Annotated in this window: 24 protein-coding genes; 9 read left to right on the plus strand and 15 right to left on the minus strand. The window is 33.5% G+C overall.

Going from position 1 to position 26,612, the window contains the following annotated elements:
* Positions 1-53 precede the first annotated feature (53 nt).
* From AAGV33_RS01635 to AAGV33_RS01665, 7 genes are all read right to left on the minus strand, one after another.
* A complete protein-coding gene (locus AAGV33_RS01635) occupies positions 54-1,625 on the minus strand; it encodes a sodium:solute symporter family protein (protein WP_373390158.1) in 1,572 nt (523 codons plus the stop codon).
* Between the two features lie 12 nt (positions 1,626-1,637).
* Positions 1,638-2,789 (minus strand): four-carbon acid sugar kinase family protein, encoded by a 1,152-nt coding sequence (locus tag AAGV33_RS01640; protein ID WP_373390159.1) that lies wholly within the window; start codon positions 2,787-2,789, stop codon positions 1,638-1,640.
* A gap of 2 nt (positions 2,790-2,791) precedes the next feature.
* On the minus strand, positions 2,792-3,835 hold the full coding sequence (gene pdxA, locus AAGV33_RS01645; protein WP_373390160.1) for a 4-hydroxythreonine-4-phosphate dehydrogenase PdxA: 1,044 nt from the start codon (positions 3,833-3,835) through the stop codon (positions 2,792-2,794).
* Positions 3,835-4,764 (minus strand): dihydrodipicolinate synthase family protein, encoded by a 930-nt coding sequence (locus AAGV33_RS01650; protein WP_373390161.1) that lies wholly within the window; start codon positions 4,762-4,764, stop codon positions 3,835-3,837. Before AAGV33_RS01650 ends, pdxA begins: the two co-directional genes overlap by 1 nt.
* Before the next feature lie 9 nt (positions 4,765-4,773).
* Positions 4,774-5,916 (minus strand): iron-containing alcohol dehydrogenase, encoded by a 1,143-nt coding sequence (locus AAGV33_RS01655; RefSeq protein ID WP_373390162.1) that lies wholly within the window; start codon positions 5,914-5,916, stop codon positions 4,774-4,776.
* A gap of 99 nt (positions 5,917-6,015) precedes the next feature.
* Positions 6,016-7,023, minus strand: coding sequence for a LacI family DNA-binding transcriptional regulator (locus AAGV33_RS01660; protein WP_373390163.1), 1,008 nt, complete (start codon positions 7,021-7,023; stop codon positions 6,016-6,018).
* 108 nt (positions 7,024-7,131) lie between these two features.
* Positions 7,132-7,494, minus strand: coding sequence for an MmcQ/YjbR family DNA-binding protein (locus tag AAGV33_RS01665; protein ID WP_373390164.1), 363 nt, complete (start codon positions 7,492-7,494; stop codon positions 7,132-7,134).
* Between the two features lie 221 nt (positions 7,495-7,715).
* Between AAGV33_RS01665 and AAGV33_RS01670 the strand changes: the two genes are divergently transcribed.
* From AAGV33_RS01670 to AAGV33_RS01700, 7 genes are all read left to right on the plus strand, one after another.
* Complete coding sequence (locus AAGV33_RS01670) at positions 7,716-8,318, plus strand: RNA polymerase sigma-70 factor (protein WP_373390165.1); 603 nt, start codon at positions 7,716-7,718, stop codon at positions 8,316-8,318.
* Positions 8,319-8,385: 67 nt separating this feature from the next.
* Positions 8,386-9,489 (plus strand): FecR family protein, encoded by a 1,104-nt coding sequence (locus AAGV33_RS01675; RefSeq protein WP_373390166.1) that lies wholly within the window; start codon positions 8,386-8,388, stop codon positions 9,487-9,489.
* Between the two features lie 11 nt (positions 9,490-9,500).
* The gene (locus AAGV33_RS01680; protein WP_373390167.1) at positions 9,501-12,863 is read left to right on the plus strand and encodes a SusC/RagA family TonB-linked outer membrane protein; all 3,363 of its coding nucleotides are present in this window, start codon (positions 9,501-9,503) and stop codon (positions 12,861-12,863) included.
* Between the two features lie 4 nt (positions 12,864-12,867).
* Positions 12,868-14,328 (plus strand): RagB/SusD family nutrient uptake outer membrane protein, encoded by a 1,461-nt coding sequence (locus AAGV33_RS01685; RefSeq protein WP_373390168.1) that lies wholly within the window; start codon positions 12,868-12,870, stop codon positions 14,326-14,328.
* The gene (locus AAGV33_RS01690; RefSeq protein WP_373390169.1) at positions 14,315-15,784 is read left to right on the plus strand and encodes a hypothetical protein; all 1,470 of its coding nucleotides are present in this window, start codon (positions 14,315-14,317) and stop codon (positions 15,782-15,784) included. Before AAGV33_RS01685 ends, AAGV33_RS01690 begins: the two co-directional genes overlap by 14 nt.
* Before the next feature lie 37 nt (positions 15,785-15,821).
* On the plus strand, positions 15,822-16,970 hold the full coding sequence (locus AAGV33_RS01695; RefSeq protein ID WP_373390170.1) for a cytochrome-c peroxidase: 1,149 nt from the start codon (positions 15,822-15,824) through the stop codon (positions 16,968-16,970).
* Positions 16,971-17,112: 142 nt separating this feature from the next.
* Positions 17,113-17,763, plus strand: coding sequence for a VOC family protein (locus AAGV33_RS01700; protein ID WP_373390171.1), 651 nt, complete (start codon positions 17,113-17,115; stop codon positions 17,761-17,763).
* Positions 17,764-17,771: 8 nt separating this feature from the next.
* Here AAGV33_RS01700 and AAGV33_RS01705 read toward each other — a convergent pair whose 3' ends face one another.
* From AAGV33_RS01705 to AAGV33_RS01725, 5 genes are all read right to left on the minus strand, one after another.
* Complete coding sequence (locus tag AAGV33_RS01705) at positions 17,772-18,950, minus strand: acyl-CoA dehydrogenase family protein (protein WP_373390172.1); 1,179 nt, start codon at positions 18,948-18,950, stop codon at positions 17,772-17,774.
* Between the two features lie 451 nt (positions 18,951-19,401).
* A complete protein-coding gene (locus AAGV33_RS01710) occupies positions 19,402-20,109 on the minus strand; it encodes a tRNA1(Val) (adenine(37)-N6)-methyltransferase (RefSeq protein WP_373390173.1) in 708 nt (235 codons plus the stop codon).
* A gap of 176 nt (positions 20,110-20,285) precedes the next feature.
* Complete coding sequence (locus tag AAGV33_RS01715; protein ID WP_373390174.1) at positions 20,286-20,639, minus strand: four helix bundle protein; 354 nt, start codon at positions 20,637-20,639, stop codon at positions 20,286-20,288.
* A gap of 151 nt (positions 20,640-20,790) precedes the next feature.
* On the minus strand, positions 20,791-21,315 hold the full coding sequence (rimM, locus tag AAGV33_RS01720) for a ribosome maturation factor RimM (protein ID WP_373390175.1): 525 nt from the start codon (positions 21,313-21,315) through the stop codon (positions 20,791-20,793).
* Positions 21,316-21,329: 14 nt separating this feature from the next.
* Positions 21,330-21,884: a 30S ribosomal protein S16 gene (locus tag AAGV33_RS01725; protein ID WP_373390176.1), complete on the minus strand. Its 555-nt coding sequence runs from the start codon at positions 21,882-21,884 to the stop codon at positions 21,330-21,332.
* 198 nt (positions 21,885-22,082) lie between these two features.
* Here AAGV33_RS01725 and AAGV33_RS01730 point away from each other — a divergent pair, with 198 nt between their 5' ends.
* Together AAGV33_RS01730 and AAGV33_RS01735 are read left to right on the plus strand one after the other, a co-directional pair.
* Positions 22,083-22,562, plus strand: a complete 480-nt coding sequence (locus AAGV33_RS01730; protein WP_373390177.1) for a DUF6252 domain-containing protein — start codon at positions 22,083-22,085, stop codon at positions 22,560-22,562.
* A 156-nt stretch (positions 22,563-22,718) separates the two neighbouring features.
* Entirely contained in the window at positions 22,719-23,072 is a 354-nt protein-coding gene (locus AAGV33_RS01735) for an RNA recognition motif domain-containing protein (protein WP_373390178.1), read from the plus strand.
* A 107-nt stretch (positions 23,073-23,179) separates the two neighbouring features.
* On the opposite strand, the gene leuB is transcribed toward AAGV33_RS01735, so the two are convergent.
* The 3 genes from leuB to leuD form a co-directional block, all read right to left on the minus strand.
* The gene (gene leuB / locus AAGV33_RS01740) at positions 23,180-24,235 is read right to left on the minus strand and encodes a 3-isopropylmalate dehydrogenase (RefSeq protein ID WP_373390179.1); all 1,056 of its coding nucleotides are present in this window, start codon (positions 24,233-24,235) and stop codon (positions 23,180-23,182) included.
* Between the two features lie 34 nt (positions 24,236-24,269).
* Positions 24,270-25,787: an alpha-isopropylmalate synthase regulatory domain-containing protein gene (locus AAGV33_RS01745; protein WP_373390180.1), complete on the minus strand. Its 1,518-nt coding sequence runs from the start codon at positions 25,785-25,787 to the stop codon at positions 24,270-24,272.
* Between the two features lie 141 nt (positions 25,788-25,928).
* Entirely contained in the window at positions 25,929-26,525 is a 597-nt protein-coding gene (gene leuD / locus AAGV33_RS01750; RefSeq protein WP_373390181.1) for a 3-isopropylmalate dehydratase small subunit, read from the minus strand.
* Positions 26,526-26,612 lie beyond the last annotated feature (87 nt).

A 26,612-nucleotide genomic window follows, 5' to 3' on the forward strand; every position in this document is an offset into this window, starting at 1 on the left:
CTTAGTTATTTTGTATAAACAACTAAGGCTTTTCCATATTTATTATTTTTTTTCTAAATCAATCCTTTTCTTTTTTTCTCTAAATAACCGTAATAAGTAAGATTGTTAGGCACCTCAACCTTTGGAAAGAAATAACTAGCAATCCAGCCCACAAAAAACAAAACAACGTGGCTGTAAACTCCTAGCATGTATTTATGGTGCGTAAAATTGTAAGCGCCCATATCTAATAAAAGATGTCTGTCATTACCTGAACCTGTATATGTAGAAGTCAACAAAGAATATCCTGTAAACAATACGCAGGCAACAATTCCAATATTCAATCCTTTTCTGTTGGATCTGTTTACAAAAAGTCCTAATAATAACATTCCCGCAATTCCTCCTGAAAAGATAGCATACAACATGAAAACTGTTGACAAAATTCCTTCGTTTTCTCCAGAATATACATAAACAGTAGCTACTAAAATTGCTGATAATCCTGCCAGAACAACTAGAATTTTTCCCATTCGGAGTTGATCCATTCCTGAACTATTAGGTACAATTCTTTTATAATAATCATCCACTCCTACTGCGGCTAAACAATTTAAATCGGCATCCAAACTAGAAATGGCTGCTGCAATCAATGCTGATAAAATTAAGCCTACTAATCCTGGAGGCAATTGGGTAGTAATGAAATAAGGAAAAACTGCATCGGGTTTGATTCCTTCTGGCAATCCCAAACCTGAATTTAAAGCATAGAAAGAAAATAAAGCCGTACCTATAAACATAAAAACGGTCCAAACAGGAACTGTAATAGCAATTCCCATAATGGAAGCTTTTATTGCATCTTTGTCTGATTTTGCGGTAAGATAACGTTGTACAATGGTTTGATCAGCACCGTATTTTTGAATAGCATAAAAGATACCATTAATCACCATTACCCAAAAAGTAAGATTGACAAAATCAAAATCATAAGGCCCAAACCCTATTTTATCATTATCAACGGCATAATTTACAATAGCTCCAAGACCTCCATCGGTTTTGAAAATTATCACCCCGATGGCTAATAAACCTCCTAAAATCAATAAAAAACCTTGAATTACATCCAACCAGATTACGGCTTCCATTCCGCCAAAAAGCGTAATAAAAATAATAGCAATCCCTATAACCCAAATTATTGCTAATGGATCAACGCCTGTCATAGATGACAAGGCTAAGGCTAAAAGAAACAATACCGAACCCATTTTAGAAAAATGAGCAAAAATAAACCCTAATGAACCATATACCCGGGCTAAATAGCCGAACCGTTTTTCAAAATATTCATAGGCACTTAAACCAATTACGTTACGATACAAAGGCACAATAAACCGAATGGAAAACAATAGTACCAATGGCACCATAAAACCTTGAACCAAAAGAATCCAATTCGACTTGTATCCTTCTCCTGGATAAGCTAAAAAAGTAACACTACTGATTAATGTGGCAAATATAGACATTCCAATTGCCCAGGCTGGAACATCTCCTCCTGCTGCAAAATATTGTTGTGTATTGGTTTGCTTTTTAGAAAAACGAATCCCTACCCAAAAAGTAAGTACCAATGACAATGCAATAATTAGATAATCAATAAAATGTAACGAAGCTTGATTCATAATTTAAAAAAATTAAAATTTCCAGATAGACTCAGTCCATTGATAACTTCCTGGTTTTAGGGTTAGATGCATTTCTTTTACTTGTTCTATTTTCATTCTGATTACTCCTTGCGCTAATTCTTGCTCAGGGTAAAACTTTTTATATTCTAAATGTTCAATAATCGAATAAGCCGTTGCACCACCTTCTATCAATAATTCTTCCAGATTTACTTTTTCAAGCACTTTTTTTACAACTGTTGCGAAAATTTCCTTTATTCTAGAAGGAATATCATCAACATCATCACATTCTAAGGTATCAATTGCAATAATAACCTTTTCTTTTTTTTCTATTTCAAGTACAATGGCATCAGCCCAATCTTGTATAATTCCGTTATAATTCTCTTTACAAAAAATAGATTTTGGCATATACAAAACACTTCCGCCGGCTTCTTTTACTTTTTGCACTACTTCTCTACTTGGCAAATGATTGCTTCCGCATACATACAAAGCTTTTTTACCAAATAATAATGCGGATTTTATTTGCTCTTTTTCTGTTTTAATTTTCTTTAAAATAGCATTGAAAAAACTAGCACCTCCAGCTGGCAGCATTGTGTCATCAATCACATTTGCCCAACCCATTAAATCTTCATTCGTTGGTGTATTGCCAATTATAAAACCTTCATGTGGAATTTTTTGTCCTAAAGAAATAGAAAACGATTGGTCTTTATATTCATTCCCAATCATGTCTAATACATTGGAAGTGGTTCCTTTGTCAAACTCTTCACCAAAAAAATTAGACTCCATCAAAGGAATATTATTGATATAATAAATTCCGTTAACAATAGTTCTGTTCATCGCTGGATTGGCAGGAACGAGCAATACTTTTTTCTTTCCTGAAATTGCTAATTGCACATTTAATTCGTCTCCTATTTTTCCTCTTAATAAAGAATCGGTCTTTTTATAAATAAAATCGGGATGTAATTTAAGTAATTCTTCTGTAACTTCTTTAATTTGTTTTTGTGCGTCAATTTTACATAAAGACCTTGTATTTGTTGCTATTACCAAAACATCACAGTTGTAATTTGCATTTACGCAAGTATCTATCGTAACGCTAAATCCGTTGCGAAGCGCAATTCCGCCTATTTCGGCAGCACCTGTAAAATCATCTGATATAACCGCTATCATTACTACTGATTGTCTTGTTTATTTCTATGTAATCTGGCAGCATATTCTATGGCAAGTACCATAGCATCAGGACTGGCTATTCCTCTTCCTGCAATTTCCATTGCAGTTCCGTGATCTACAGAAGTTCTAATAATAGGTAATCCCAAGGTGATGTTCACTCCTCTTACACTTTTCATTTGCCCTTTGGATTGATCCCAATTAAAGCCTACCGTTTTAAAAGGAATGTGTCCTTGATCGTGATACATGGCAACACAGCCATCATAAACACCACCAATAGCTTTTGGAAACATCGTATCCGCTGGAATAGGGCCTTCTACATTAAATCCTCTTTTTAAAGCTTCCTGAACTGCCGGAAGTATTTCCTGCTCTTCTTCATAACCAAAAAGTCCTCCATCACTCGCATGCGGATTTAATCCTGCCACACCAATTTTAGGATTTTCAACTCCTATTTTTCTACAAGCTTCATCAATAAGAGAAATACATTCTAGAATTCTATCTTTCTTAACCAAATCGCAAGCTTGTCTCAATGACACATGCGTAGAAACGTGAATGACTCTTAGATTTTCTTCCACCAATAACATTCCGTATTTTTTAGTATCGGTGTAATGCGCGTATATTTCCGTATGTCCAGCAAAAACATGACCTGCTTTTTGAATGGATTCTTTATTGATTGGGCCAGTAACGGTTCCGTCAATTTCTCCGGCTAAAGCCAACTCGATATTTTTCACAACGGTTCTAAAAGCAACATCACCGGCTTCTGCTGTAATTTCGCCCATTTTTAAATCGGCGATATTCATATAATTCAAATCAAAAACATCGGCAATTCCTTTTTCGAATTTAGCGTCGGTAATTTTTGAGATTCTATTTACTTTTAAATCCAATCCGCAAAACTCGATAGCTTTTTCAAAAACATCGGCTTCGCCAACTAAAATAGGTTGACAAACCTCATACACTTTAGAATCCAACAAGGCTTTAACAGCTACTTCGGGTCCTATACTTGCGGGATCTCCCATTGTGATTCCTAATATTGGCTTTCTATTCTCCATTATTCAATACTGTTTAAGCTTTTTAAATTGGTTCCGTAATTATTTATTTTTTCTGTTGCTATCTTTTCGTCAGCTTCATTTAGAGCAATCATAGGCAACAAAACAGCTTTTGAGCATAAATTATATTTTGCCAATAAGAATTTCAAAATGGGAATAGCATTGCACAAAATTTGGTTTTCCTGATATACTTTAGAAATAGCATCACTTTTTTCTTGAGCTTTTTGAGCAGCTTCGTTATTGCCTGAAAGCACACTTTCGTAAATGGTACTGTACAATTGTGGTGTTAGATTCCCTGTACTTGGCACTAATCCATCAGCTCCAAGCAATATTCCTTCATAAGATTTGGCAGCCCAACCTAATAAATAAGAGAAATCTTCACGGTCTTTCCAAAGTCCGATGGCTTTTGCCATACGCTCTTCTCCTCGTTCTGATTCTTTGTAACCAACAATATTAGGATGTTTACTCAATTCATCCGCAATATCTAAATCAATAGACATATTAGTTGTCATTGGCATATTATAAACAATAAGCGGCAATGAAACTGCCGATGCCAATTGCTGATAATAATTTAAAATATGATTTTGATTCAATGGATAGTAGTAAGGCACGTGCGCTACAAGAATATCAACGCCAAGTTCCGTATATTTTTTAGCTTGGTCTAAAGATTCCTGGAAACAATTTCCAGAAATTCCGGCATAAATCATTGCTTTTCCCTTAGCTACTTCGACCGTTTTTTGCACTAATGCTACTTTACTTTCAAAAGTAATTGAACTTGATTCACCAGTAGTTCCTAATACAAAAGGATGACACCCACCGTCAATTAGATGATTAACTAAGACACTAACAGCATCTAAATCAATACTCAAATCGGTATGCAATGGGGTTACCATTGGCACAACCACTCCACTATATTTCTTTATATTTTTCATTTTATTCTGTTAAAAAGCGGCTTTGTAAATGGCAATAGCATCATCAACCGCAATTTCTCTAATATTATTTTTTAACAATCGTTGTACTTTTATGGCTCCTGCTGCTAATTGAGGAATCAATTCTTCTTTGACTCCTGCCTCGCTTAACGAAATAGGCAAACCACAATCAACAATTAATTGTTTCATGATTTTTACTCCTTCCAGAGCGGTTTCTCTCGAATTGCTTTTCTTTTCTGCTCCTAAAACCTCTGCTATTCGCTCATATTTACTCGCATCAGCTTCAATATTATATTCCATCACATAAGGCAACAACAAAGCATTTGACAATCCGTGCGGAATATGGTATTCTACTCCTAAAGGATAAGACAAGGCGTGTACTGCAGCCGTATTTACTGGGCCAAGACACATACCGCCATACATACTTCCTAATGCTACTTGACTTCTGGCTTCTAAATCCGTTCCATCATCGCAGGCTCTTTTTAAATATTTTGCAATAATTCGAACGCCTTCTAAGGCGTACAAATCCACAAAAGGATGTGCAAATTTATTAGTATATGCTTCTAAACAATGTGTTAAAGCATCAATTCCTGTTGCAGCCGTTACACTTTTTGGCAAAGAAACGGTTAAAACAGGATCTATGTAAGCCGCATCGGGTACTAAATACGGACTTATGATTCCTACTTTTTCTCCCAGATTATTTACAAAAATAGCATTTGGAGAAACCTCACTTCCTGTTCCAGAAGTTGTGGGAATACAAGCCACATAAATTTTTCTTTCTTTAAGATTCCCAATACCTTTTATTTCATCTAAGGTTTGTGTATTTTTTAACTGAGCCGCAACTAATTTTGCAACATCTAAAACACTACCTCCGCCGATACCTACAACACTATCAGCATCAAAATCTTTTGCTTTTAGCAACACTGCACTAAAATCATCAAATGTAGGTTCTCCTACTATAGATTCATCGGTAATAATTGCAATTCCATGTGATTTTAATTCTTCCAGAAAAGGTGCTAAAGTAGTCCTAAGCTCTACTATACTCAATAAAAACATTCGTTTAAAACCTTTTTCTACAAAATCACTAACAAACCGCTGCATACTTCCCTCCCCGAAAACAACACGATTAGGATTTAAAACCACAATTTCTCTCATTCTTTTTATTTTAACATAAACTACTCTATCACAACAACCTAAACTCTATTTTTTTTACATCAAAAATGTAAACGTTTACATTTTTGATGTAAAAAAAAATTACTCTATTCGAGCAGTCGACTTTCTAATCATCAACTCCGTTTTTAATATCACTTTTTCTTTTTTCTTACTTGGATCCACCATTCTTTCATAAAGCATTTCTGCCGCTTTTTTACCCATATCAAAACCTGGCTGACGAACAGCAGTTAATGGCGGATTCAACGAAATAGACCAAGGCATATCATCAAAACCTATAATCGAAATCTCTTCTGGAATATTAATATCTTTAGCATGTATAGCCTCAAGCGCTCCTAATGTTAATAGATTATTTCCTGAAAAAATAGCTGTTGGTCGGTTTTCCAACTCTAAAATTTTATTGGCAATTTCAAATCCACTCTTATAATCTGAATTTCTGGCAAAAACTAAACTTTCATCATAAGCAATGCCATATTTATCTAGTGCTCTTTTATAACCCGATAAACGTTCTATGTAAGTTGGAATTTTAAAATTTCCCGAAATAAATGCAATTCTTTTATGCCCCATGCTCAACAAATGATCAATAGCATTAAAAGCACCATTTTCATTATCTACTTTTACAACATCGACATCAATTTCGGTCAAACCTCTATCGATACAAACAACAGGAATATCTTTTTTTACTAAGTTTTCAATTCCTTTGTCTTTACCATGAATGGGTGCAACAATCAAACCGTCAATATTTTCAGATTGAAAAATATCTAAGTATAATTTTTCCTTCTTTTCGTCCTGACCAAAATTACCAATCATAACCGCAAAATTATGCTGATAAGCATAATCTTCCACACCTCTTACCACATCTACGAAAAAAGGATTTTGAATATCTGGAATGATCAAGCCTAATAATTTAGTCTTGCCTTTAGAACTTCTTAATCTTTGTGCAACGCGATTGGGTTTATATTCTAAAGCAGAAATAGAGGCCTGAACTTTAAGCACAGTAACTTTGCTTACCTTAGGATCATTATTAATCACCCTAGATACTGTGGCTATAGAAACCTTTGAATGTTCAGCTACTGCTTTTAAATTTGACAATTTTGATAAATGTAAACGTTTACACTACAAATATGAAGATATAAAATTTAAAAAACAAATTTTACCGACTTTTGTTTTTACATCCTATAAAAACGCTAAAAAATCGTATTAATCTAACACCTCTTTTTGGACTTTTTTAGTCAAACTACTAAAAACTAAATCATAAGAAATATCTATCATTTCTTTTAAAAACAAACTTGAAATACTGGTATTTATTGCCACTGTATTCCAATGATTTTTATTCATGTGATAACCGGGTTGTATGGCTTCATATTGTTGCCTCCACTCTTTTGCCTGATCAGGATTGCATTTTAAATTAACCGATGGCTCTCCTAATTCCCAATGTTTTAAAGAGGATAAAGCAAACATTTTTCCACCCACTTTAAACACTAATGTATTTTCGTCAAAAGGAAAATGCTCGGTTACTCCTTTCTTAGAAAGACAATATTCATAAAAAGTTTCTAAATCCATACTATTAGTTTTTCACAATTACAATGTTGTTGTATCTACAAATCGTTTTGTACCTTAGTTTGCAATTCGATAGAAAAACAAATTTAACATTAAAACACTTATTCAATCACTTTTAAGTGTATAAAAGTTTTGAATTTAATTTAGAATTAATTTAAATAAGATTTATATTTGCAGCAATTTTTAGCACAATAGCTTTTCTTTCTCCAAAGTATTCTAGTTTAATGAAAATTGACAACAATCTTGAATCAATCTATTTTGAATCTTTCAAAGAAGGAGATCAAGTTGCGTTTGCGTATTTTTATGATCAATTTTTCAGTAAAATTCAGGCTTTTAGTATTTCATTTGTTTATGATAAAGAAGAAGCCGAAAATGTAGCGCAAGAAGCTTTTTTGCATTTATGGGAGAACCGAAATAATATTGATACAGTCAACGGAATATCTTCTTTTTTACATACTTACACAAAATCCAAATGTTTAAATATCATTCGCCACAATAAGGTAAAAGATCGATTTAAAGATGCTGTTTTGAACCAAAAGGAAAGAGAGCTAGATACTGAAATCTTAAATTCTATTGCTTTTGATACTTTAGAACTGACTGAATTAGAACATCTAATTAGCGGGTCAATCAGTAAACTTCCGCCAAAAACACGTGAGGTTTTTATAAAAAAACGTTTCGAACAAAAGAAAAATAGTGAAATTGCCGAAGAAATGCAAGTAACCCTAAAAGCTATTGAAGCCCACATGACAAAGGCTTTAAAGCTTTTAAAAAACAGTTTATCAGATTATTTAGGACTCATTATTATTCTTTTTATTTATAATAATTAAAAATAAAACATAGGGTTTTTAATCTCTTGAGTGTACTTACTTAAGAACTTGATTAAAAACCCAAAATATGAAATCCAATTTAATTTATAAATACTTATCTAATGAAGCTACAGAGCAGGAAGTAAAAATGCTTTTTGAATGGATTGAAGCTTCTGAAGAAAACAAAAAACATTTTATAAATACTAAAAAAACCTGGGCAATTACTGCACTTTCAGGAACTACTTCCTGCAGAACTACTCCAGTAATTAACATCAAACCCAAAAATAAAACTATTTCTTATCTAAAATATGCTGCTGTATTTTTAGTCTTGTTAGGATTAACAAAATTGGCTTTCGATTTTAACCAAAAAACAAAACTATCTAAGGAAATTGTTCTCGAATTAGGAAACGGTCGCATTGAATACATTACTAAAAACAATCAGACAGCTTTACTGAATAATCAAGGCGAATTAATTGCAGAAAGAAAAGTAAACGAAATTGTATACTTCGGGAAAGTCAGTGACAACAAAGTAGTTTATAATACACTTAACGTTCCTTATGGAAAAACATTTAAAATCACACTTTCGGACGGTTCGGTTGTGAGTTTAAATTCCGGGACTACTTTGCGTTATCCAGAACAATTTGGAATCAACGGAAACCGAAAAGTATATCTAACAGGAGAAGCTTTTTTTGAAGTAACTAAAGACAAACAACATCCCTTTATTGTAAATACCAATCAGGTAGATATTAAAGTTCTAGGAACAAAATTCAATGTAAGTGCTTATCCAGAAACTCCAACAGTAAACAGCACTTTGGTGGAAGGAAGTATTCAAATGTCAGAAATCAACAATAAATCGAATGTCATTTTGCTACAGCCCAACCAAATGGCAACTTGGCAAAATCATTCGAGAAAAATCACCACTAAATCAGTAGATCCTAGTTTTTATACTGCCTGGACTAAAGGGGAACTGGCGTTTAATGATACTCCTTTTTCAACTATAGCTAAAATTATTCAGCGTACCTACGACGTTGAAATTATCAATGAAAATGCTGATTTGGCAAAGCAAAATTTTACAGGTACTATCAAAATTAGCGAATCGAGTGTTGAGAATATTTTAGAACTTCTAAAACGTGATACCCCGTTCAATTACTCGATAAACAAAAACACCATTATCATTAGCAATCTTCCATAATTCAATAAAAAATGACATCTTTGACGCCATCTAATTTTAGAAAATACACAATTCTAATCGTCACTCTTTTTTCTGTTTTAAAAGGGTATTCTCAGAACAGTTCCATAACATTACATATAAAAGAACAACCTATAAGCCTGATTATAAAATCAATTGAACAACAAACCAATTATAGAATTATATACAATGCACGAAAAATTGACACCAATCAAAAAGCTTCCATTAATGTGGTAAATGCTTCTTTAGAAGATGTGTTAACAAAATTACTCAAGGACAAAAATATTACATTTTACATTCAAAAAAAGCAAGTTTTGTTAACGAATGTAACTCCGTCAGAACCTGTAAAATCACAATTACAAGACAAAGAAAGATTCATTAAAGGAACTGTATTTACAGCAAAAGACAAATTACCTCTTCCTGGTGCAATCATCCGTATCAAAGGAACAAGAATGGGAGCAATAACTGATGCCAATGGAAAATTCATCTATAAGTTAAATGGAGAAAACATCAGTAATATTATTCTTGAAGTTGAATATTTAGGAATGCAAACTCAGAGTTTAAAAGTAAATAATGAAACAGATTTCATTTTCTACCTTGAAGAATCTATAGATGAATTAGATCAGGTTATCGTTACCTCTTCTTATGGAACAGAAAAATTAAAAGAGGAAATTGTTGGAAGTATTTCAACTTTAAATGCTAAAGACATAGCAGTCGAACAAGCATCAGAAAGTATCGATAAAATGATAGCAGGACAAATCGCTGGTGTGTTGGTTGAAAATACTTCTGGTGTTGGAGGTCCTGTAAAAATTAACATTCGCGGACAGGGAACTTTATCTTCTTTGTCTGGTGCAATAACGGGAACATCTACACAACCTTTAATTATTGTTGATGGTGTTGTAATGAGCGAAGAATACGCTATTGATAGTGCTTCTTTTGACGGAAGAGGGGATACTGCTGAAAATTTAGCCAATCCATTGATGAAAATTGCTCCCGAAAACATCGAAACTATTTCTGTTCTAAAGGATGCAGCAGCAGTAGGTATTTATGGTGCCGATGGTGCAAACGGCGTAATTTTGATTACAACAAAAAAAGGAAAAAAAGGAAAAACACAATTTGGCTTTTCTAATCAGCTTGGGATTTCATCAGCCATTAATCGAATTAAATATCTAAGCGGGGAACAATTTACCTATCTTAGAAATGAGTACATGAAAAATACCACAACAGCTTATACTCCTGTTGCTTATAACGGTATTAATACAGACTGGTTTGAAGTTTTAAACAGATCAGGAATCTATAATAAATATAATTTTAATGTTTCTGGTGCTACTTCAAAATTTTCTTATCGTACAAATATAAGTTATTTAAAAATTGACGAACCTCAATTAGGAAATGATACCAAACAATTAAACGCAGGAATTAATTTAGGTTACAGATCTGACAAATGGAGCGCTAACCTAATGCTGAATCCGAGTTATGTACAAAAAGATGCACCAAATATCTTTGCTGGTTTTGCTTATTTACCTACTCTTGCCGTTTATAATGCAGATGGTTCTTATGCTGATTTAGGAGTTAGCGGTATGACAAGAGGAAATCCTTTGGCTGCAATTGACCAAAATAAAAATCAAGCGCAGACATTTGGTCTTCTAGGAAGTTTAAATTTATCTTATCAACTTAGTAATTCCATAAAATTCTCTACCCTTTTCGGAATGGATTACACTGATAAAGAGCAAGATCGTTACTTTTCTGCCGCAAACGAAAGTGGTCAGTTTAATGGTTCTTTCACACTTAACGGAATTGTATATCCTGCATGGGGACGTCGAATTTTAAATCAAAGAAATTCAACAAAATGGAACTGGCAAGGACAGCTTTTGTTTAACAAAGAATGGAATGAAAACCATAAAATTGACGGTGTTGTAGGTTTTGAATTATCAGAAGATAAAACAGACTTTAATTATAAATCTGGAGTAGGATTTCTTAATCCAGCTCAAATTAATAAAGTTACAGATGCAATTAGAGACGATAATTTAGCAACACCTTCAGTTGACGAATCGACAAGTGGTCAGACTTACAGAAATGAAATTAGCTATAATTCCAGAGTTTCCTTTTTATCTCAGGTAAATTATAACTACAAAAAGCGTTATTATGTCTTAGCCAATTTAAGGCGCGACGAAAGCTCGGTTTTTGGAGATGATACAAACGTTGCCCTTAACGGAGGTGCTGGTTTGAGCTGGATTACCAGTAATGAAAATTTCTTACAGTCAAACACATGGATTGATTTCTTGAAATTTAAAGCAAGTTATGGATCAACAGGAAATTCAAGAATTGGCTCTTACAGATCAAAAGGTTTATACAATATTAATCAAAACGGTTATAACGGCTACGGTGGAGCAACAACTGGTGCCGCTCCAAATGGTAATTTAAGTTGGGAAAAAAATACAAAATTCAATGTGGGTTTTGACTTTAATATTTTTAAAAGAATCGAGCTAACATTTGAATACTATTATGATAATAAAAGTGATTTAATTACAACAAGAGACATTCCAACAGAAACGGGATATAATTCCGTGCAATTAAATGCCTCAAGTATGTATAACAAAGGAATTGAACTTACTACCAGAATTAAATGGGTAAAAAGTGAACCCTTTAAATGGACTACTTTCTTCAATATTTCTACAGTAGAGAGTAAAGTAACCGATCTAAAAGGTCTAGGAAGTGACTATGCATTAGCAAACGTAGCTTTAGCTCAAAAAATAGGTCACAGTACTACCACTTTGTGGGGTGTAAAATGGGTTGGAGTTGATCCCGCAACTGGAAGAGATCTTGTAGAAAAAAATGGACAAATTTATGATACAAAAACTTATAGCGATCTACATACCGTTGCAGACTGGGTACCAATTGGAGACACGCAGGCAGATGCTTACGGTGGATTTTATAACAACTTTACATTTTATAACAATTTAACATTATCTGTTAGAGGAGATTTTCAACTTGGAGGAGATGTTTTTATTTCTGATGTTTATATTGATAAATATTCAAATACTTTAAATAGAAATCTTTCAGTGAATGCGGCAGATCACTGGAGAAATCCAGGAGATATTGTTTCACAACCGGCAGTTACCTCTGCTCCTCTTCTTTCTAACTTAAGCAAATATGTTTATGACGGAACTTATGTTAGAATTAGTAATATTAATTTGGGCTATAATGTGCCGTTAAAGAATACTTTTCTGGATACTCTTTCTGTTTTTGTTGATGCTTCTAATGTGGCATATTGGTACAAAGCAAAAAGTCCGGAAGGAATGAATGGAATACGAGAATACAGTTTTATTTATCCTCAGGCAAGAACAATCTCACTAGGACTTAATGCAAAATTTTAAAGAAATGAAATATTCAAAATACATCACATTATTTATTCTAATTTTCTCATTACAAAGCTGTAGTGATTTTTTAGAGCAGGAACCTGGAACACAAACTTCTATTGATGAACTTTTGCAAAACAAGAAGGGGGTAATTACTTCTTTAACAGGACTTTATACTGAACTTGAAGCCAATGTACGAAGCGAACGTTTTGCTGTTTACGCAGATTTACAAGGCGGAAATATAAAATTCACACCAACCGCTTCAGGAACTAACAGGGGACAAATTTCTCCAGCTGGAAACGTTGAGCAAATCTATTCTTTTGAAGATCTAGCACTAACTAGTGATTTCAAGCCATTTTATGACGGAAGTTATGATATCATAAATCAGGCTAATTTAATTTTAGAATATACTCCTGTCCTAAAAGATGCTACTGAAGAAGAAAAAAAACAAATTATGGCTGAGGCTATGACTATAAGAGCTTATGCTCATTTTCTTTTAGCAATCGTTTACAGCCAGAATTATAATTATACGCCAGATGCATCTCATTTAGGAATTGTTTACAATACTCAATCAATTAAAGCAGGAATACAATATCCTGCTAGAGAAACCGCTGCAAATACTTATAATTTAATCATAACTGATTTAAAAACAGCAATTAATAATTATTCGAATACTTTAGTACTTTCAGGTCCAACATACTCTTATTTTAATATTAACAGTACAAAAGCCTTACTTGCTAGAGTTTATCTGCAAAAAAGTGATTGGACAAACGCATACGAAACAGCTAATGATGTAATTACAAATTCTGGAGTTGAGTTAGTAGAAAAAGACAATTATATTCCAGAATGGGAAAAATCCGACCTTCCTGTATCTGAAATTTTATTGGAGTTTTCAATTCCAAGAGATTCTGAAGGCAGTGCCAATATTTCTATGTCAAATTATTTTGGATATACTTCTGCAACAAGCTATACTAAATATGTTGCTTCTGATGATTTGGTTAATCTCTATGAAAACTCAGATTTAAGAAAACAATTATTTTTAAAACAATCACTGCAGACTCTAGTAAATGGCGTTTTAGCTCCTGTGAATTATAACTTCACTAAAAAATTCCAAAACAATGCTGGTTATGTAGCTTTCAGACTTAGTGAGATGTATTTAATTCGTGCAGAAGCAGCTTTAGAAACAAACAGAAACGATATTGCCATGGAAGATATCAATATTATTCGTGCGCGTGCAAATGCAACTGTATTAACTAGTACTGCCAACCTTAAAGAAGATATTCTTTTGGAAAGAAGAAAAGAGCTGTGTTTTGAAGGGCATTTATTTTTTGATCTTGTACGAAATCAGAAGGATATTTCTAGAAATGATGGCTGTATCTCAACAAGCTGCAGCATGACATATCCTTCTTTAAAATTTGTACTTCCTATTCCAACATTTAACACTAATCTTAACCCTAACTTACAACAAAATGACTCGTATTAAGATATTAAGCATATTGTTTACAGTAGCATTAATTACTTCTTGCTCAAAGGACGACTATAAATTAGGTTCTGAAATTGATCCGTTTTTAAGATTTAATTTTTTAGTAAAAAGTGATAATACACCTGTAGAATATCCAATTGCAAATGGAAGTTTGATCCCTCAATCTACTTACGTAAATAATTCCGTAAAAACGTTGAAAGTACCAGTTGCTCTAACAACCCGTAACTTAAAAAATACTGTTACTGCCAATTTCAGTGCAGTTTCATCAACTGGAGAGAATGAAAGTTTTACAGTTAATCCAATCAATGAATTAGTATTTCAAGGAAGTAAGCTAACGGATACTATTTTTGTTTCATTTGACAAAAGATGGGCAGCAAACCAAAGTATTACCTTAAAATTAGAAACTGTTTCCGATCCTGAAATTCATATCGGAAATCTTAATAACCAATATCCAAATGATACTTTTAAAATTGATTTGGCGACAATTGAAACAAACTACACCTTTCCAGTAAATCAATATATTATAAAAGGTGAAATTGGAGAAACAATAGATTTCAAAGTGAATTTCCCTAACGGATTTATTCCTTCAGAAATTGAAAATGCACCTATTTTTAAATTCACTAACGGATTTGATTATTCGCTTACTCATGATGATTATGGAGACAACCGAAATTCAATAAACTATCATTTGACACTTTTAGAAGATCTTCAAAATGATGATGCCCGTTATGAATCAAAAATTACTTTAGTAAATGTTCCAAATTATAATGCAACGGGGAGCATTAATCTTACTATTGTAAAACCTATAAAATCCCCAAGGGATATTCAGGCAAATCCTGCTTCTAAATTCTATGATTTATCAAATCAATTTTATTTAACTTATGGTGAACATTGGTTTGATAGAAATGGTAGTTGTGCGTGGCAAACATTTAATGCGTTTACATTTCCAGTTGTAGTTACAAAAGATGATGAAAATGCAATATTGTACAGTGATAAAGGAACAGCAAACCCAAATGATGACGTCTATCATGATGCTTTTAAAATAGGTTTTAATGTTGTAACTGGATCAAATACTGTTAATTCTTTTGGTCTAAAAAGATGGTTTTCTAATGAAAGTGGATCAGCAGCAGTATCACCTGGATTTAATATTACCTCTGCCCTAGAGTTTTTTCCAGCAAATGGAAACAGTAAAACTGAAGGAACCGTTTTGGTAATCCCTCAAGATATAACAATTGGATCTAGCGCTACAAATACGTATCAAATTGCCATATCAGGTGACGGAATCTATAAAGAAATAAGTGATGGTTTATTTGAGATTTCTTTTGAATTAAAACTAACAAATGACAAAGTTTTTGGAGGAACAGTTTCTACTCAATACAGGATGTACAACAACCGAGTGTATCCAAAACCGGCTGCTTTAAGTATAGATTGCCCAAAAGAAGTTACTTTACCATAATACTATTTCAATATCCAAACTGAGATAATAAATTTACATGAAATTGAAAAAATTAATAATTCCCTTTTTATTCCTAATAAGTTTAACGGCTTATAAAAGCATCGAAGAACCAGAATACATCGATATTCAGGAATTGCGAAAAGTTTATTCTAGTGGCGATTCTTCAAAATGGCCTGCTGCTGAATTACATGAGACTATCGATAAATCTAAATTTCAAGATATTGGAGTGCTTCCTGCTGTTCCTTATCCTGATTACAATCCGTATTCAAAGGAAAAGGAAAGTTTGGGTAAAATCCTGTTTTTCGATCCCAGATTATCTGTTAGCGGACAAATTGCCTGTGCTTCCTGCCATAATCCTGAATTGGGCTGGACGGATAATTTGACACGCTCTTTTGGTCATGACCGCCAAACTGGAAAACGAAATTCAATGACTATCTTGAATTCGGCTTACGCTACGTCTTTATTTTGGGATGGTCGTGCTAAAAGTTTAGAAGATCAGGCGCAATTTCCAGTGAGTGATCCTCTAGAAATGAACGAAAAACTGACAATTGCAGTAAATAAAATTGCAAAAATAAAAGGCTATAATCCACTTTTTGAAGCAGCTTTTGGAGATAAAAAAGTATCACTAGAAAGAATCCAATATGCGATTGCTACTTTCGAAAGATCAATCAACAGTCCTAAAAGTAAGTTTGATAATTTTGTTAGCGGAAAATCAGAAGCATTTACCGATTCACAAGTTAAAGGATTGCATTTATTTAGAACAAAAGCCCAATGCATCAATTGCCACAACACACCTTATTTTAGCGACAATCAGTTTCATAATGATGGACAAACATTATTTGGCACAAAAAATGAAGATTTTGGTCGTTACAATGTGACTAAAGACATAAAAGACATTGGCAAATTTAGAACACCTACACTCCGAGAAGTAGTCAATACAAAACCCTGGATGCATCACGGACATTTTCCTTCATTATTAGACGTTGTAGAATTATACAATTTAGGAAACCCGGCTCCTATTCAGAAAAAATATTTGGGAACAGCACGGGATTCATTGATTCCAAAACCTGATCCTTTGCTTAGAAAATTAAATTTAAATAAAGAAGAAATCAGCGATTTATTGGCTTTCATAGAAACATTAAGCACACCAACCAGAAGAATCATAACGCCAACACTTCCAAAATAATTTATAAATAAAATAACACAAATAAGAAAAACTATTCTATTTCACTATACTCACATTGGGACATACAATAACAGACTCCTATTAATACAATCATCCTTTTTTAAATTTGTTTGAAACAAAAAAGCTACTTAAAAATATCGCTATGAAATTAGAACACTTACAACTTCAAACTAACAATCTTAAAAACACAGCACGGTTTTACCAAGAAATACTTGGGCTTTCTATTGTCGAAAATAATTCTGAATCTATTAGTATTCAAGTAGGGAATTCTATTTTAAAATTTATTGAAAACAATAACTTTAATTCCATTTATCATTTTGCTTTCAACATACCTAATAACAAACTAGAAGAAGCTATAACATGGCTTAAAAACAAAATAGATTTACTTGTTATTGAAGACAAAAATGTGATTGCCCGATTTGAAAATTGGAATGCGAATGCTGTTTATTTTTACGACAACAATGGCAATTTATTAGAATTTATTGCGAGACATGATCTCGACAACAATCAGTTAGCTCCATTTGATTCTAAATCCATTTTGAATATTAGCGAGATAGGAATTGTAAATGAAACTCCTTTGGAATTAGCAAACCAATTAATAGAAAAACATGGATTGGATTTTTTTGCTAAAAACCCCAATAGTGAGTTATTTTCAGCTGTGGGAAATGATGAAGGTTTACTGATTATTGTTAAACCCAACAGAAATTGGTATCCCACTCAAATTCCGGCAGCAAGTAATAAAATAACAGTTAAAATTGAAAATAATGGAACTCTTATCGAATTGAATTTCTAAACTAAATATTATTTAAAAGCCGAAATTCCTGTAATATCCATTCCTGTAATTAACAAATGAATGTCGTGTGTGCCTTCATAAGTAATTACCGATTCGAGATTCATCATGTGTCGCATAATCGAATATTCGCCAGAAATTCCCATTCCACCGAGTATTTGTCGTGCTTCACGAGCAATTTCAATTGCCATATTTACATTATTTCTTTTCGCCATAGAGATTTGTGCCGAAGTTGCTTTTCCTTCATTTCGTAAAACACCCAAACGCCAGGTCAGCAATTGTGCTTTGGTAATTTCGGTAATCATTTCGGCTAATTTTTTCTGTTGCAATTGCATTCCGGCAATTGGTTTGTCAAATTGAATTCTTTCTTTCGCATAACGCAAAGCGGTGTCATAACAATCCATTGCAGCACCAATCGCACCCCAGGCAATACCATAACGCGCCGAATCCAAACAGCCCAACGGCGCACTCAATCCCGATTTATTAGGCAATAAATTTTCTTTTGGTACTTTAACATTATCAAAAATCAATTCCCCAGTTGCCGAAGCACGAAGCGACCATTTGTTATGTGTTTCAGGGGTTGAAAAACCTTCCATTCCACGTTCTAAAATTAAACCATGAATTCTTCCAGTTTCATCTTTTGCCCAAACGATAGCAATATCAGCAAAAGGCGCATTCGAAATCCACATTTTGGCACCATTTAATAGATAATGATCACCCATATCTTTAAAATTACTAATCATACTTCCAGGATCAGAACCGTAATTGGGTTCGGTCAAGCCAAAGCAACCCATCCATTCTCCCGAAGCCAGTTTGGGCAAATACTTCAAACGTTGTTCTTCGCTGCCATATTTCCAAATAGGATACATCACCAACGAAGATTGAACTGAAGCCGCAGAACGAACGCCAGAATCACCTCTTTCTATTTCCTGCATAATCAAACCATAAGAAATTTGGTCTAATCCTGCACCACCATATTCCTGAGGAATATAAGGTCCAAAAGCACCAATATCAGCTAATCCTTTGATGATTTGTTTCGGGAATTCTGCTTTTTGAGCATAGTCTTCAATGATGGGTGAAACTTCTCGTTTAACCCATTCGCGTGCGGCATCACGCACCAATTTATGTTCGTCCGTCAATAATTCGTCAAGGTTATAATAATCTGGAGCCTGAAATAAGTCTGGTTTCATAATATTGGAAATTGAGTGTTTAATAAAACTACGTAAAAAAAAGAATAGGATATGACGTTTTTAAGAATGTTTAACGTTTCACTTCTACTGTCCGATTTTCATTTTTAATAGAAACAAAAAATCGCTAATTACTATAAACTTTATTATCTCTTTTTTATCGGGGCAAGTAGCAAATAAAAAATCCAAGCAAACCATGATATAAAAATCACAGCCAATAACCAAGCTATTTTTTCGCTTCCTCTAGTTTTGCTTGAACATAAAATTATCAATATTGGCAAAAACCAGAAAAATGCCACTATGGCTAATACAATTAATACCGAAAAACCAGAATATTCCATATTTGTTATTTTTTGATTTAAAATTATATTACTCTACTTGACAATTATTGAATTGTTGCAGGTTAATTCCAAATTTAAGAAATTATTTATAAATCTAAATCAATTTTAGAATATTACATCTTTAAATAAAAATCCTTTGTCAAAGCAATATATTCGGGAGTATAAATATGTCTTGCCGTTTCGATGATTAATTCATCAACAGGGAAGTTTGTATGTTCGTTTCGGCTAAAAGCCAAAAGACTACGCTTTATTTCCGAAGTTGGCGTTCCTTTTACGCGGGTAATTTTCAGGGGAAACAATTCGTATTCCTTGGTAAGAGTAAGGAAATTTTCTTCTTCTTTGAAAGGGATAATTACGGAGAAGATTCCGTTTTCAGAAAGCAATAAAGCGGCTGCTTCAATCAAGTCCTCAAAAGGCATGGCATCTTGAAAACGCGCCAAATCTCGTTGGTCATTACTGGATTTGTAATCTTCGCTATAAAAAGGAGGATTGGAAACAATTAAATCGTATTCGTCTTCTGGTTCTTCGACAAATTCGTCCAAACCAGCATGAAAACAGAATAAACGGTCATTCCAAGGCGAATTTTCAAAATTATCTGTAGCTTGTTCGTAAGCATCTTCGTCAATTTCTAAAGCATCAATTTGTTCTGCTCCACTTCTTTGTGCCAACATCAAAGCAATGATTCCTGTTCCTGCTCCAATATCTAAAACGCTAAAAGGATTATTTTCAATGGGAGTCCAAGCACCTAATAAAACACCATCGGTGCCTACTTTCATGGCACAACGGTCTTGTTCAAGAGAGAATTTTTTGAATGAAAACATAAAGTAAAATTCCAATTTTTTAAATTCCAAATTCCAACCATAAGGAGTGAAATCCCAAAACTAAAATTCCAAATGCCAACATGAAAAGAAAATTCCAACCTAAGGAGGAAATTTCAAGTTTAAAAGGACTTAAAGTATTTAGTTTTGACGTGCAAAAATAAGATTAAAAAATCAATTTATTGTTTTGAAGTTTTAGTAATTATTACTGATAGAATTTTTCTTAATTCTTCGATTTCGAATAGTAATGATTCTGAAAGTGTTGTGTGGTCAGGATTTAATTCTTGTAATAAACGAAGCCAATATTTAGATTCTTTGGCTTCTTTTCGGGCTATTTTTAAACGGAATGACAAATCTTTTTCCCCTAGTTTTTCATTTGCTTCAATATAATTTGCTCCAACAGAACCTGAAGATCTTACTAGTTGTCTCCCGTCTTCAATATTTGATATAGTTTTCGGAAGCTTTTGAATATAGATTCTACATTCTTTAGCAAACAAAAAAGTTCTTTCTTCTAAATCATATGGTTTTTCCATAATGTTGTTAAATTCCAAAATCGAAGGATACGCTCTTCAAATTTCGTTTAGATTTCAAATTTAGATTAAATATTCGAATTTCCATTCCAAAGTTGGAATTTGGGATTTCCCGTTTGATTGGAATTTGGAATTTTCTTTTTGGAATTTCCCCTTAAAGATACATCTCAATCAAGCCCTCAGGCAAATCCATGATGACTTTTTTGTTTTCTCGATCAATTTTAACCAAGAAATGGTCAATCATTGGAATAAGGATTTCTGCACCGTCTTTAAGGACTTCAAATAACGGTTGAGCAGTAGTATCATTGATGGATTGAATTTCTCCAACAAATCCCAGACGTTTGTCTTCTACTTCAAAACCAATTACTTCATGGAAATAGAATTTGTTACCAGAAAGTTTTGGCAACATTTTTAGAGGAAGGTATAAATCGTTACCCATTAAGGCATCGGCCTCTTCTTCGGTGTTGATATCTTCAAAACGAATACGTAGGAAATCGTTTTTATGTAGTGAGCTACTTTCAATAAAAAAAGGAACCAAGTGTTTGTTGCATTCAACAAACACTGATTCCAAGTTTTCGTATAACTCGGGTTCGTCTGTGTCTAAATAAGCCAAGACTTCACCCTTAAAACTAAATTTTTTAGCGATTTTACCTAAATAGAAACAATCTTCTTTACGCATTTTCGCCTTCTAAATTAAGCTTGAGCTTCTTCGTTGTTTTCTTCAGTAGCAGCTTCTTCAGCAACAACTTCAGTTTCTTCTTCTACAGCAGGAGTTGCAGCAGCAATAGCATCAGCTTCAGCTTGTGCAGCAGCAGCGATACGTTTTGCATTAACTTCTTGTTCTGCTTTTAAAGATTTAGCTCTAGCATCAGCTTGCGCTTTTGTTAAACCGTCTTTTTTAGCATCAACTTTTCCAGCTTTAGCCTCTAACCAATCAGCTAATTTTGCATCCGCTTGCTCTTGAGTCAAAGCACCTTTACGAACTCCTCCATCAAGGTGGTGTTTCAATAAAGCTCCTTTGTAAGAAAGAATTGCTTTAGCAGTATCAGTTGGTTGAGCACCATTGTGCAACCATTTTACAGCGCTATCCAAATTTAATTCGATAGTTGCAGGGTTTGTGTTTGGATTGTAAGTACCGATTTTCTCTAAGTATTTACCATCTCTTTTTGAGCGAGCATCTGCTGCTACAACCCAGTAAAACGGTTTTTGTTTTTTACCGTGTCTTTGTAATCTAATTTTTACTGACATAATCTTTATGATTAAATTTTGAGGTACTCGACCTCGATTAATTAAGGCTGCAAAGATACATTATTTTTTTACATACCCAATATTAATATTAGTATTTTGATATGTAATTATTTAGCTGTTTTTTTGATTCTTTTTTTTCTTGTCAACCAAGTTAATTTAGCATTAATAGTCTATTTTTGTTTGTAAATTTTTTAATTTATGAAAAAGCTTTTTTTGTTTTTAACGCTACTTTTTTCATTGTTTTCCTGTGAAGAAGACGTGAGGTTCAACAATCCTTCTTTTCAAGGAATGAAAGACAATGTTTTTTGGAGAGCGGTTCAAACGACTGCAACGGTTAATTCAGGAGGAATATTGATCATTGAAGCTTACACTTCAACAGAGATTATTACGTTAAAAACAAATTCAGCAGCCACGGGGACTTATTTTATTGGTACCAATCCTTTTAATACGGCAACTTATGTTTATACAGATCCTACAACTAAAGAAAGCGTTAGATTTTCTTCAGGTTTTGGTGTAGGTAATGGCGAAATTGAAATTACCGAATACAATCAAGTAGAAAAGACCATTTCGGGAACTTTTAAATTTAACATAGAAAACACTTTTGACGACCCTTTAGCCGGACCTACTTTGAACTTTCAAAGCGGTGTTTTTTATAAAATTCCCGTTATTATTAATTAGTAACAAATGAATTTGTTTTAGCCGTTTTCTCTTTATTTTGATTTTTTTATTCAACTATTTTATGCTCGCTTCTAAATAAAAATATAAATAAGCTTATTTATAGTGTGTTATAAAAAAATAAGACTACATTTGTGTCATTATTATAAATAAGTATATATGAATATTTTTGTTGGAAGCCTTCCATTTAGTATTGAGGAAGCAGATTTAAGAGAGTCTTTTGAGGCTTACGGAGCAGTTGATTCTGTTAAAATTATTACTGATAAATTTACTGGAAGAAGTAAAGGATTCGGTTTTGTTGAGATGCCAGTTGATGCTGAAGCTCAAAAAGCAATTGATGAATTGAACGGAGCTACTGTTCAAGGACGTGCAATTGTTGTTAATAAATCTGAGCCAAAACCAGAAGGCGAAAGAAGAAGTTTTAACAACAACCGTGGAGGTGATTCTCGCGGAGGTTACGGAAACAGCCGTGGTGGAGATAACCGTGGTGGTGGAAACAGAGGAGGATATTAATATTTTTTCTTTATATAGAAAAAGGGGACAATTTACATTGTCCCCTTTTTTATTTTCCTCACCCTCCGCCCTCTCCAAAGGAGAGGGAACTGAAAGCGAATTTATTTTTAGATATTAGCAGCTAACCAATCTCCTACTTCTTTAGTACCATAAGCTTTTCCTCCATCAGCTAAATCTTCTGTAACAATTCCAGCTTCTAAAGCTTTGTTTACAGCGTCTCTCATTGCTTTTCCTTCTTCCATTAATCCGAAGTTTTCAAACATCATAGCAGCAGATAAAACAGTAGCCATTGGGTTAGCAATATTTAAACCAGTTGCTTGTGGGTATGAACCGTGAATAGGCTCAAACAAGGAAACCTCAGCTCCCATAGATGCAGATGGCATTAATCCCATTGATCCTGAGATTACAGAAGCTTCATCTGTTAAGATATCTCCAAATAAGTTTTCAGTAATTAATACGTCATAAGAATTTGGCCATTGTACCAAACGCATCGCTACAGCATCAACAAATTCGTAACTTACAGTAACTTCTGGATAATCTTTTTCCATTGCCTGAACTGTTTCTCTCCACAAACGAGATGTTTCCATTACGTTAGCTTTATCCACACAACATAATTTTTTAGAACGAGTCATTGCTAATTCAAATCCTTTTTTAGCTAAACGTTGCACTTCAGCTCTTGTGTAAACGCAGTTGTCAAAAGCAGTATCTCCGTTGTCTCTTCTTCCTTTTTCACCAAAGTAAATACCACCAGTTAATTCTCTTAAGAAAACTAAGTCAGTTCCTTCAATTCTTTCTCTTTTTAATGGAGATTTATCTAATAAAGATGGGAATGTAAACGTTGGTCTAACGTTTGCAAACAAACCTAATGCTTTACGCATTTTTAACAAACCTTGCTCTGGTCTTACAGGTGCAGAAGGATCGTTATCATATTTAGGGTGACCAATAGCTCCAAATAAAACTGCATCTGCATTTTTACAAATTTCATGCGTCTCATCAGGATAAGGTTCCCCTACTGCATCAATCGCAGCAGCTCCAGTTAAAGCTGGTTTCCAAGTAATTTCATGTCCAAATTTTTGTGCAATTGCATCTGATACTTTTACTGCTTGATCAATAACTTCTGGTCCGATTCCGTCCCCTGCTAAAAGTGCGATATTTAATTTCATTATTTTATATTTATATTAATTTATTATTTTCTAATTAAACTACGTTGAGCATTTTTTGAGTAGCAATAATTGCTGCTACAGTCTGGTCAGAATCTAAACCTCTAGTTTTGAATTCTTTTCCGTCATTTACCCAGGTAATAATAGTTTCACATAAAGCATCCGAACTACTTCCAGGCGGGATTCTTACTGCGTAATCGGTAAGCTTAGGCAAAGTCATTTTTTTAGTCTTATAAATTTTTGTCAAAGCATTCATAAAAGCATCAAATTGACCGTCGCCCTGAGCGTGTTCCTCAATAATTTGTCCATCAATTTTCAAACAAATAGTGGTTGATGGACGCATTCCTTTGGCATGAGATAACAAATACGATTCTACGGTAATTTTTTCCTCATAAGTATGACTGTCTAAAACATCAGAAATGATATAAGGCAAATCTTCCTTAGTAACGGTTTCTTTTTTGTCTCCCAATTCGATAATTCTTTGGGTAACCAATTTTAAATCTTCCTGATTTAATTGTAAACCTAATTCTTGAAGATTTTTTTCAATATTAGCTTTTCCAGAAGTTTTTCCTAGAGCGTACTTTCTTTTTCTTCCAAAACGCTCCGGAAGTAAATCATTAAAATACAGATTGTTTTTATTGTCTCCATCAGCATGGATTCCAGCTGTTTGAGTAAAAACATTATCACCTACAATTGGTTTATTAGCCGGAATTCTATATCCTGTAAAAGTTTCGACTAATTTACTAACAGAATATAAGGAAGTTTCTTTTACACCAATTTCAATTTCAGGCATAAAATCATTAATTACAGCAATTGTACTGGCTAGAGGTGCATTTCCAGCACGTTCTCCCATTCCGTTTACTGTAACGTGCAGTCCATTAATTCCTGCTTTTAATGCTTCCATGACATTAGCAACGCTTAAATCGTAATCGTTGTGCGCATGGAAATCAAAGTGAATATTCGGGTATTTTTTAGTAATTTCTGAGATAAACTGAAAAGTTTCTGAAGGAATAAGCACTCCTAAAGTATCAGGAAGCAAAATTCTTTTTACGGGTTGCGTACTAATAAAATCTAAATATTGATACACATATTCAGATGAATTACGCATTCCATTACTCCAGTCTTCTAGATAAACATTGGTATCAATTCCGTTTTCATTAGCCAAAGCGATACTTTCGGCAATTTCAGCAAAATGTTGTTCTGGTGCTTTTTTTAGTTGATGCGTCAAATGGTTTAAAGAACCTTTAGTCAAAAGATTTTGAACTTTTGCACCTGATTTTTTCATCCATTCGATGGAAAGTCCTTTATCTACAAAAGTTAGTACTTCAATTTTATTAGCATATCCTTTGGTTTCTGCCCAAGTCATAATTCCTTTTACACCTTCAAATTCTCCTTCGCTTACGCGAGCCGAAGCTATTTCGATACGATCTACATGCAACTCTTCTAACAATAATTGGGCAATGGTTAGTTTTTCTGCAGCAGAAAATGATACTCCTGAGGTTTGTTCACCATCACGAAGTGTCGTGTCCATTATTTCAATTTTTCTTTTTCCCATTATAAATTTGATGCTAAAAAAAGTTCTGATTTCATGATTTTGAAACCATTATATTGTGTAATTTATAAACGCTAAAAGCAGCTGCTAAAGAATTCCGTAAGAATTATGTTTAGCAGCTGCATTTATATATGATAATTTTATTTAGTAAGGAAGCTTCTCAGCAAAACTTACAATTTCTTCTTTGATGTTTTGCAAATAGTCGATATCATCAAAACCATTAATCATATTGTTCTTTTTGTATCCGTTGATATCAAAAGATTCTTTTTCACCTGTAGCTTTCAATGTAATTGTTTGCTCTGGTAAATTGATTTCTAATTCTGTTTTAGGATTCGCTTCGATTGCAGCAAATATCTTATCTGAAAACTCAGCAGAAACCTGTACCGGTAAAACTCCAATATTCAAACAGTTTCCTTTGAAGATATCTGCAAAGAAAGAAGAAACTACAGCACGGAATCCGTAATCGTAAACTGCCCAAGCAGCGTGCTCACGAGAAGAACCAGAACCAAAGTTTTTCCCACCTACAAGGATTTTTCCGCTGTAAGTTGGGTTGTTTAATACGAAATCCGCTTTTGGAGTATCATCTCCATTGTATCTCCAGTCTCTAAAAAGGTTATCTCCAAAACCTTCACGTTTTGTAGCTTTCAAGAAACGAGCTGGGATAATTTGATCAGTATCTACGTTTTCTATCGGTAGTGGCACTGCACTACTGGTAAGTATATTAAATTTATCGTATGCCATTTGATTTTTGATTTTTGATTAACGATTTCTGATTTTAGATTTTCCTTTGAGGGAAACAAATCATAAATGGTTAAAATCTTTTTTTAT

The organism is Flavobacterium magnesitis (genome assembly GCF_041729735.1).
Taxonomy (GTDB): Bacteria; Bacteroidota; Bacteroidia; order Flavobacteriales; family Flavobacteriaceae; genus Flavobacterium; species Flavobacterium magnesitis.

Bases quoted from the DNA above. Each gene is read 5' to 3' on its own strand.
- AAGV33_RS01680 (WP_373390167.1), top strand. From the start codon at position 9,501: ATGACATCTTTGACGCCATCTAATTTTAGAAAATACACAATTCTAATC.
- AAGV33_RS01710 (WP_373390173.1), bottom strand. From the start codon at position 20,109: ATGTTTTCATTCAAAAAATTCTCTCTTGAACAAGACCGTTGTGCCATG.
- AAGV33_RS01650 (WP_373390161.1), bottom strand. From the start codon at position 4,764: ATGAAAAATATAAAGAAATATAGTGGAGTGGTTGTGCCAATGGTAACC.
- AAGV33_RS01670 (WP_373390165.1), top strand. From the start codon at position 7,716: ATGAAAATTGACAACAATCTTGAATCAATCTATTTTGAATCTTTCAAA.
- AAGV33_RS01695 (WP_373390170.1), top strand. From the start codon at position 15,822: ATGAAATTGAAAAAATTAATAATTCCCTTTTTATTCCTAATAAGTTTA.
- AAGV33_RS01675 (WP_373390166.1), top strand. From the start codon at position 8,386: ATGAAATCCAATTTAATTTATAAATACTTATCTAATGAAGCTACAGAG.
- pdxA (WP_373390160.1), bottom strand. From the start codon at position 3,835: ATGGAGAATAGAAAGCCAATATTAGGAATCACAATGGGAGATCCCGCA.
- AAGV33_RS01685 (WP_373390168.1), top strand. From the start codon at position 12,868: ATGAAATATTCAAAATACATCACATTATTTATTCTAATTTTCTCATTA.
- AAGV33_RS01745 (WP_373390180.1), bottom strand. From the start codon at position 25,787: ATGGGAAAAAGAAAAATTGAAATAATGGACACGACACTTCGTGATGGT.
- AAGV33_RS01705 (WP_373390172.1), bottom strand. From the start codon at position 18,950: ATGAAACCAGACTTATTTCAGGCTCCAGATTATTATAACCTTGACGAA.
- AAGV33_RS01690 (WP_373390169.1), top strand. From the start codon at position 14,315: ATGACTCGTATTAAGATATTAAGCATATTGTTTACAGTAGCATTAATT.
- leuB (WP_373390179.1), bottom strand. From the start codon at position 24,235: ATGAAATTAAATATCGCACTTTTAGCAGGGGACGGAATCGGACCAGAA.
- AAGV33_RS01700 (WP_373390171.1), top strand. From the start codon at position 17,113: ATGAAATTAGAACACTTACAACTTCAAACTAACAATCTTAAAAACACA.
- rimM (WP_373390175.1), bottom strand. From the start codon at position 21,315: ATGCGTAAAGAAGATTGTTTCTATTTAGGTAAAATCGCTAAAAAATTT.
- leuD (WP_373390181.1), bottom strand. From the start codon at position 26,525: ATGGCATACGATAAATTTAATATACTTACCAGTAGTGCAGTGCCACTA.
- AAGV33_RS01725 (WP_373390176.1), bottom strand. From the start codon at position 21,884: ATGTCAGTAAAAATTAGATTACAAAGACACGGTAAAAAACAAAAACCG.
- AAGV33_RS01715 (WP_373390174.1), bottom strand. From the start codon at position 20,639: ATGGAAAAACCATATGATTTAGAAGAAAGAACTTTTTTGTTTGCTAAA.
- AAGV33_RS01730 (WP_373390177.1), top strand. From the start codon at position 22,083: ATGAAAAAGCTTTTTTTGTTTTTAACGCTACTTTTTTCATTGTTTTCC.
- AAGV33_RS01665 (WP_373390164.1), bottom strand. From the start codon at position 7,494: ATGGATTTAGAAACTTTTTATGAATATTGTCTTTCTAAGAAAGGAGTA.
- AAGV33_RS01655 (WP_373390162.1), bottom strand. From the start codon at position 5,916: ATGAGAGAAATTGTGGTTTTAAATCCTAATCGTGTTGTTTTCGGGGAG.
- AAGV33_RS01735 (WP_373390178.1), top strand. From the start codon at position 22,719: ATGAATATTTTTGTTGGAAGCCTTCCATTTAGTATTGAGGAAGCAGAT.
- AAGV33_RS01640 (WP_373390159.1), bottom strand. From the start codon at position 2,789: ATGATAGCGGTTATATCAGATGATTTTACAGGTGCTGCCGAAATAGGC.
- AAGV33_RS01635 (WP_373390158.1), bottom strand. From the start codon at position 1,625: ATGAATCAAGCTTCGTTACATTTTATTGATTATCTAATTATTGCATTG.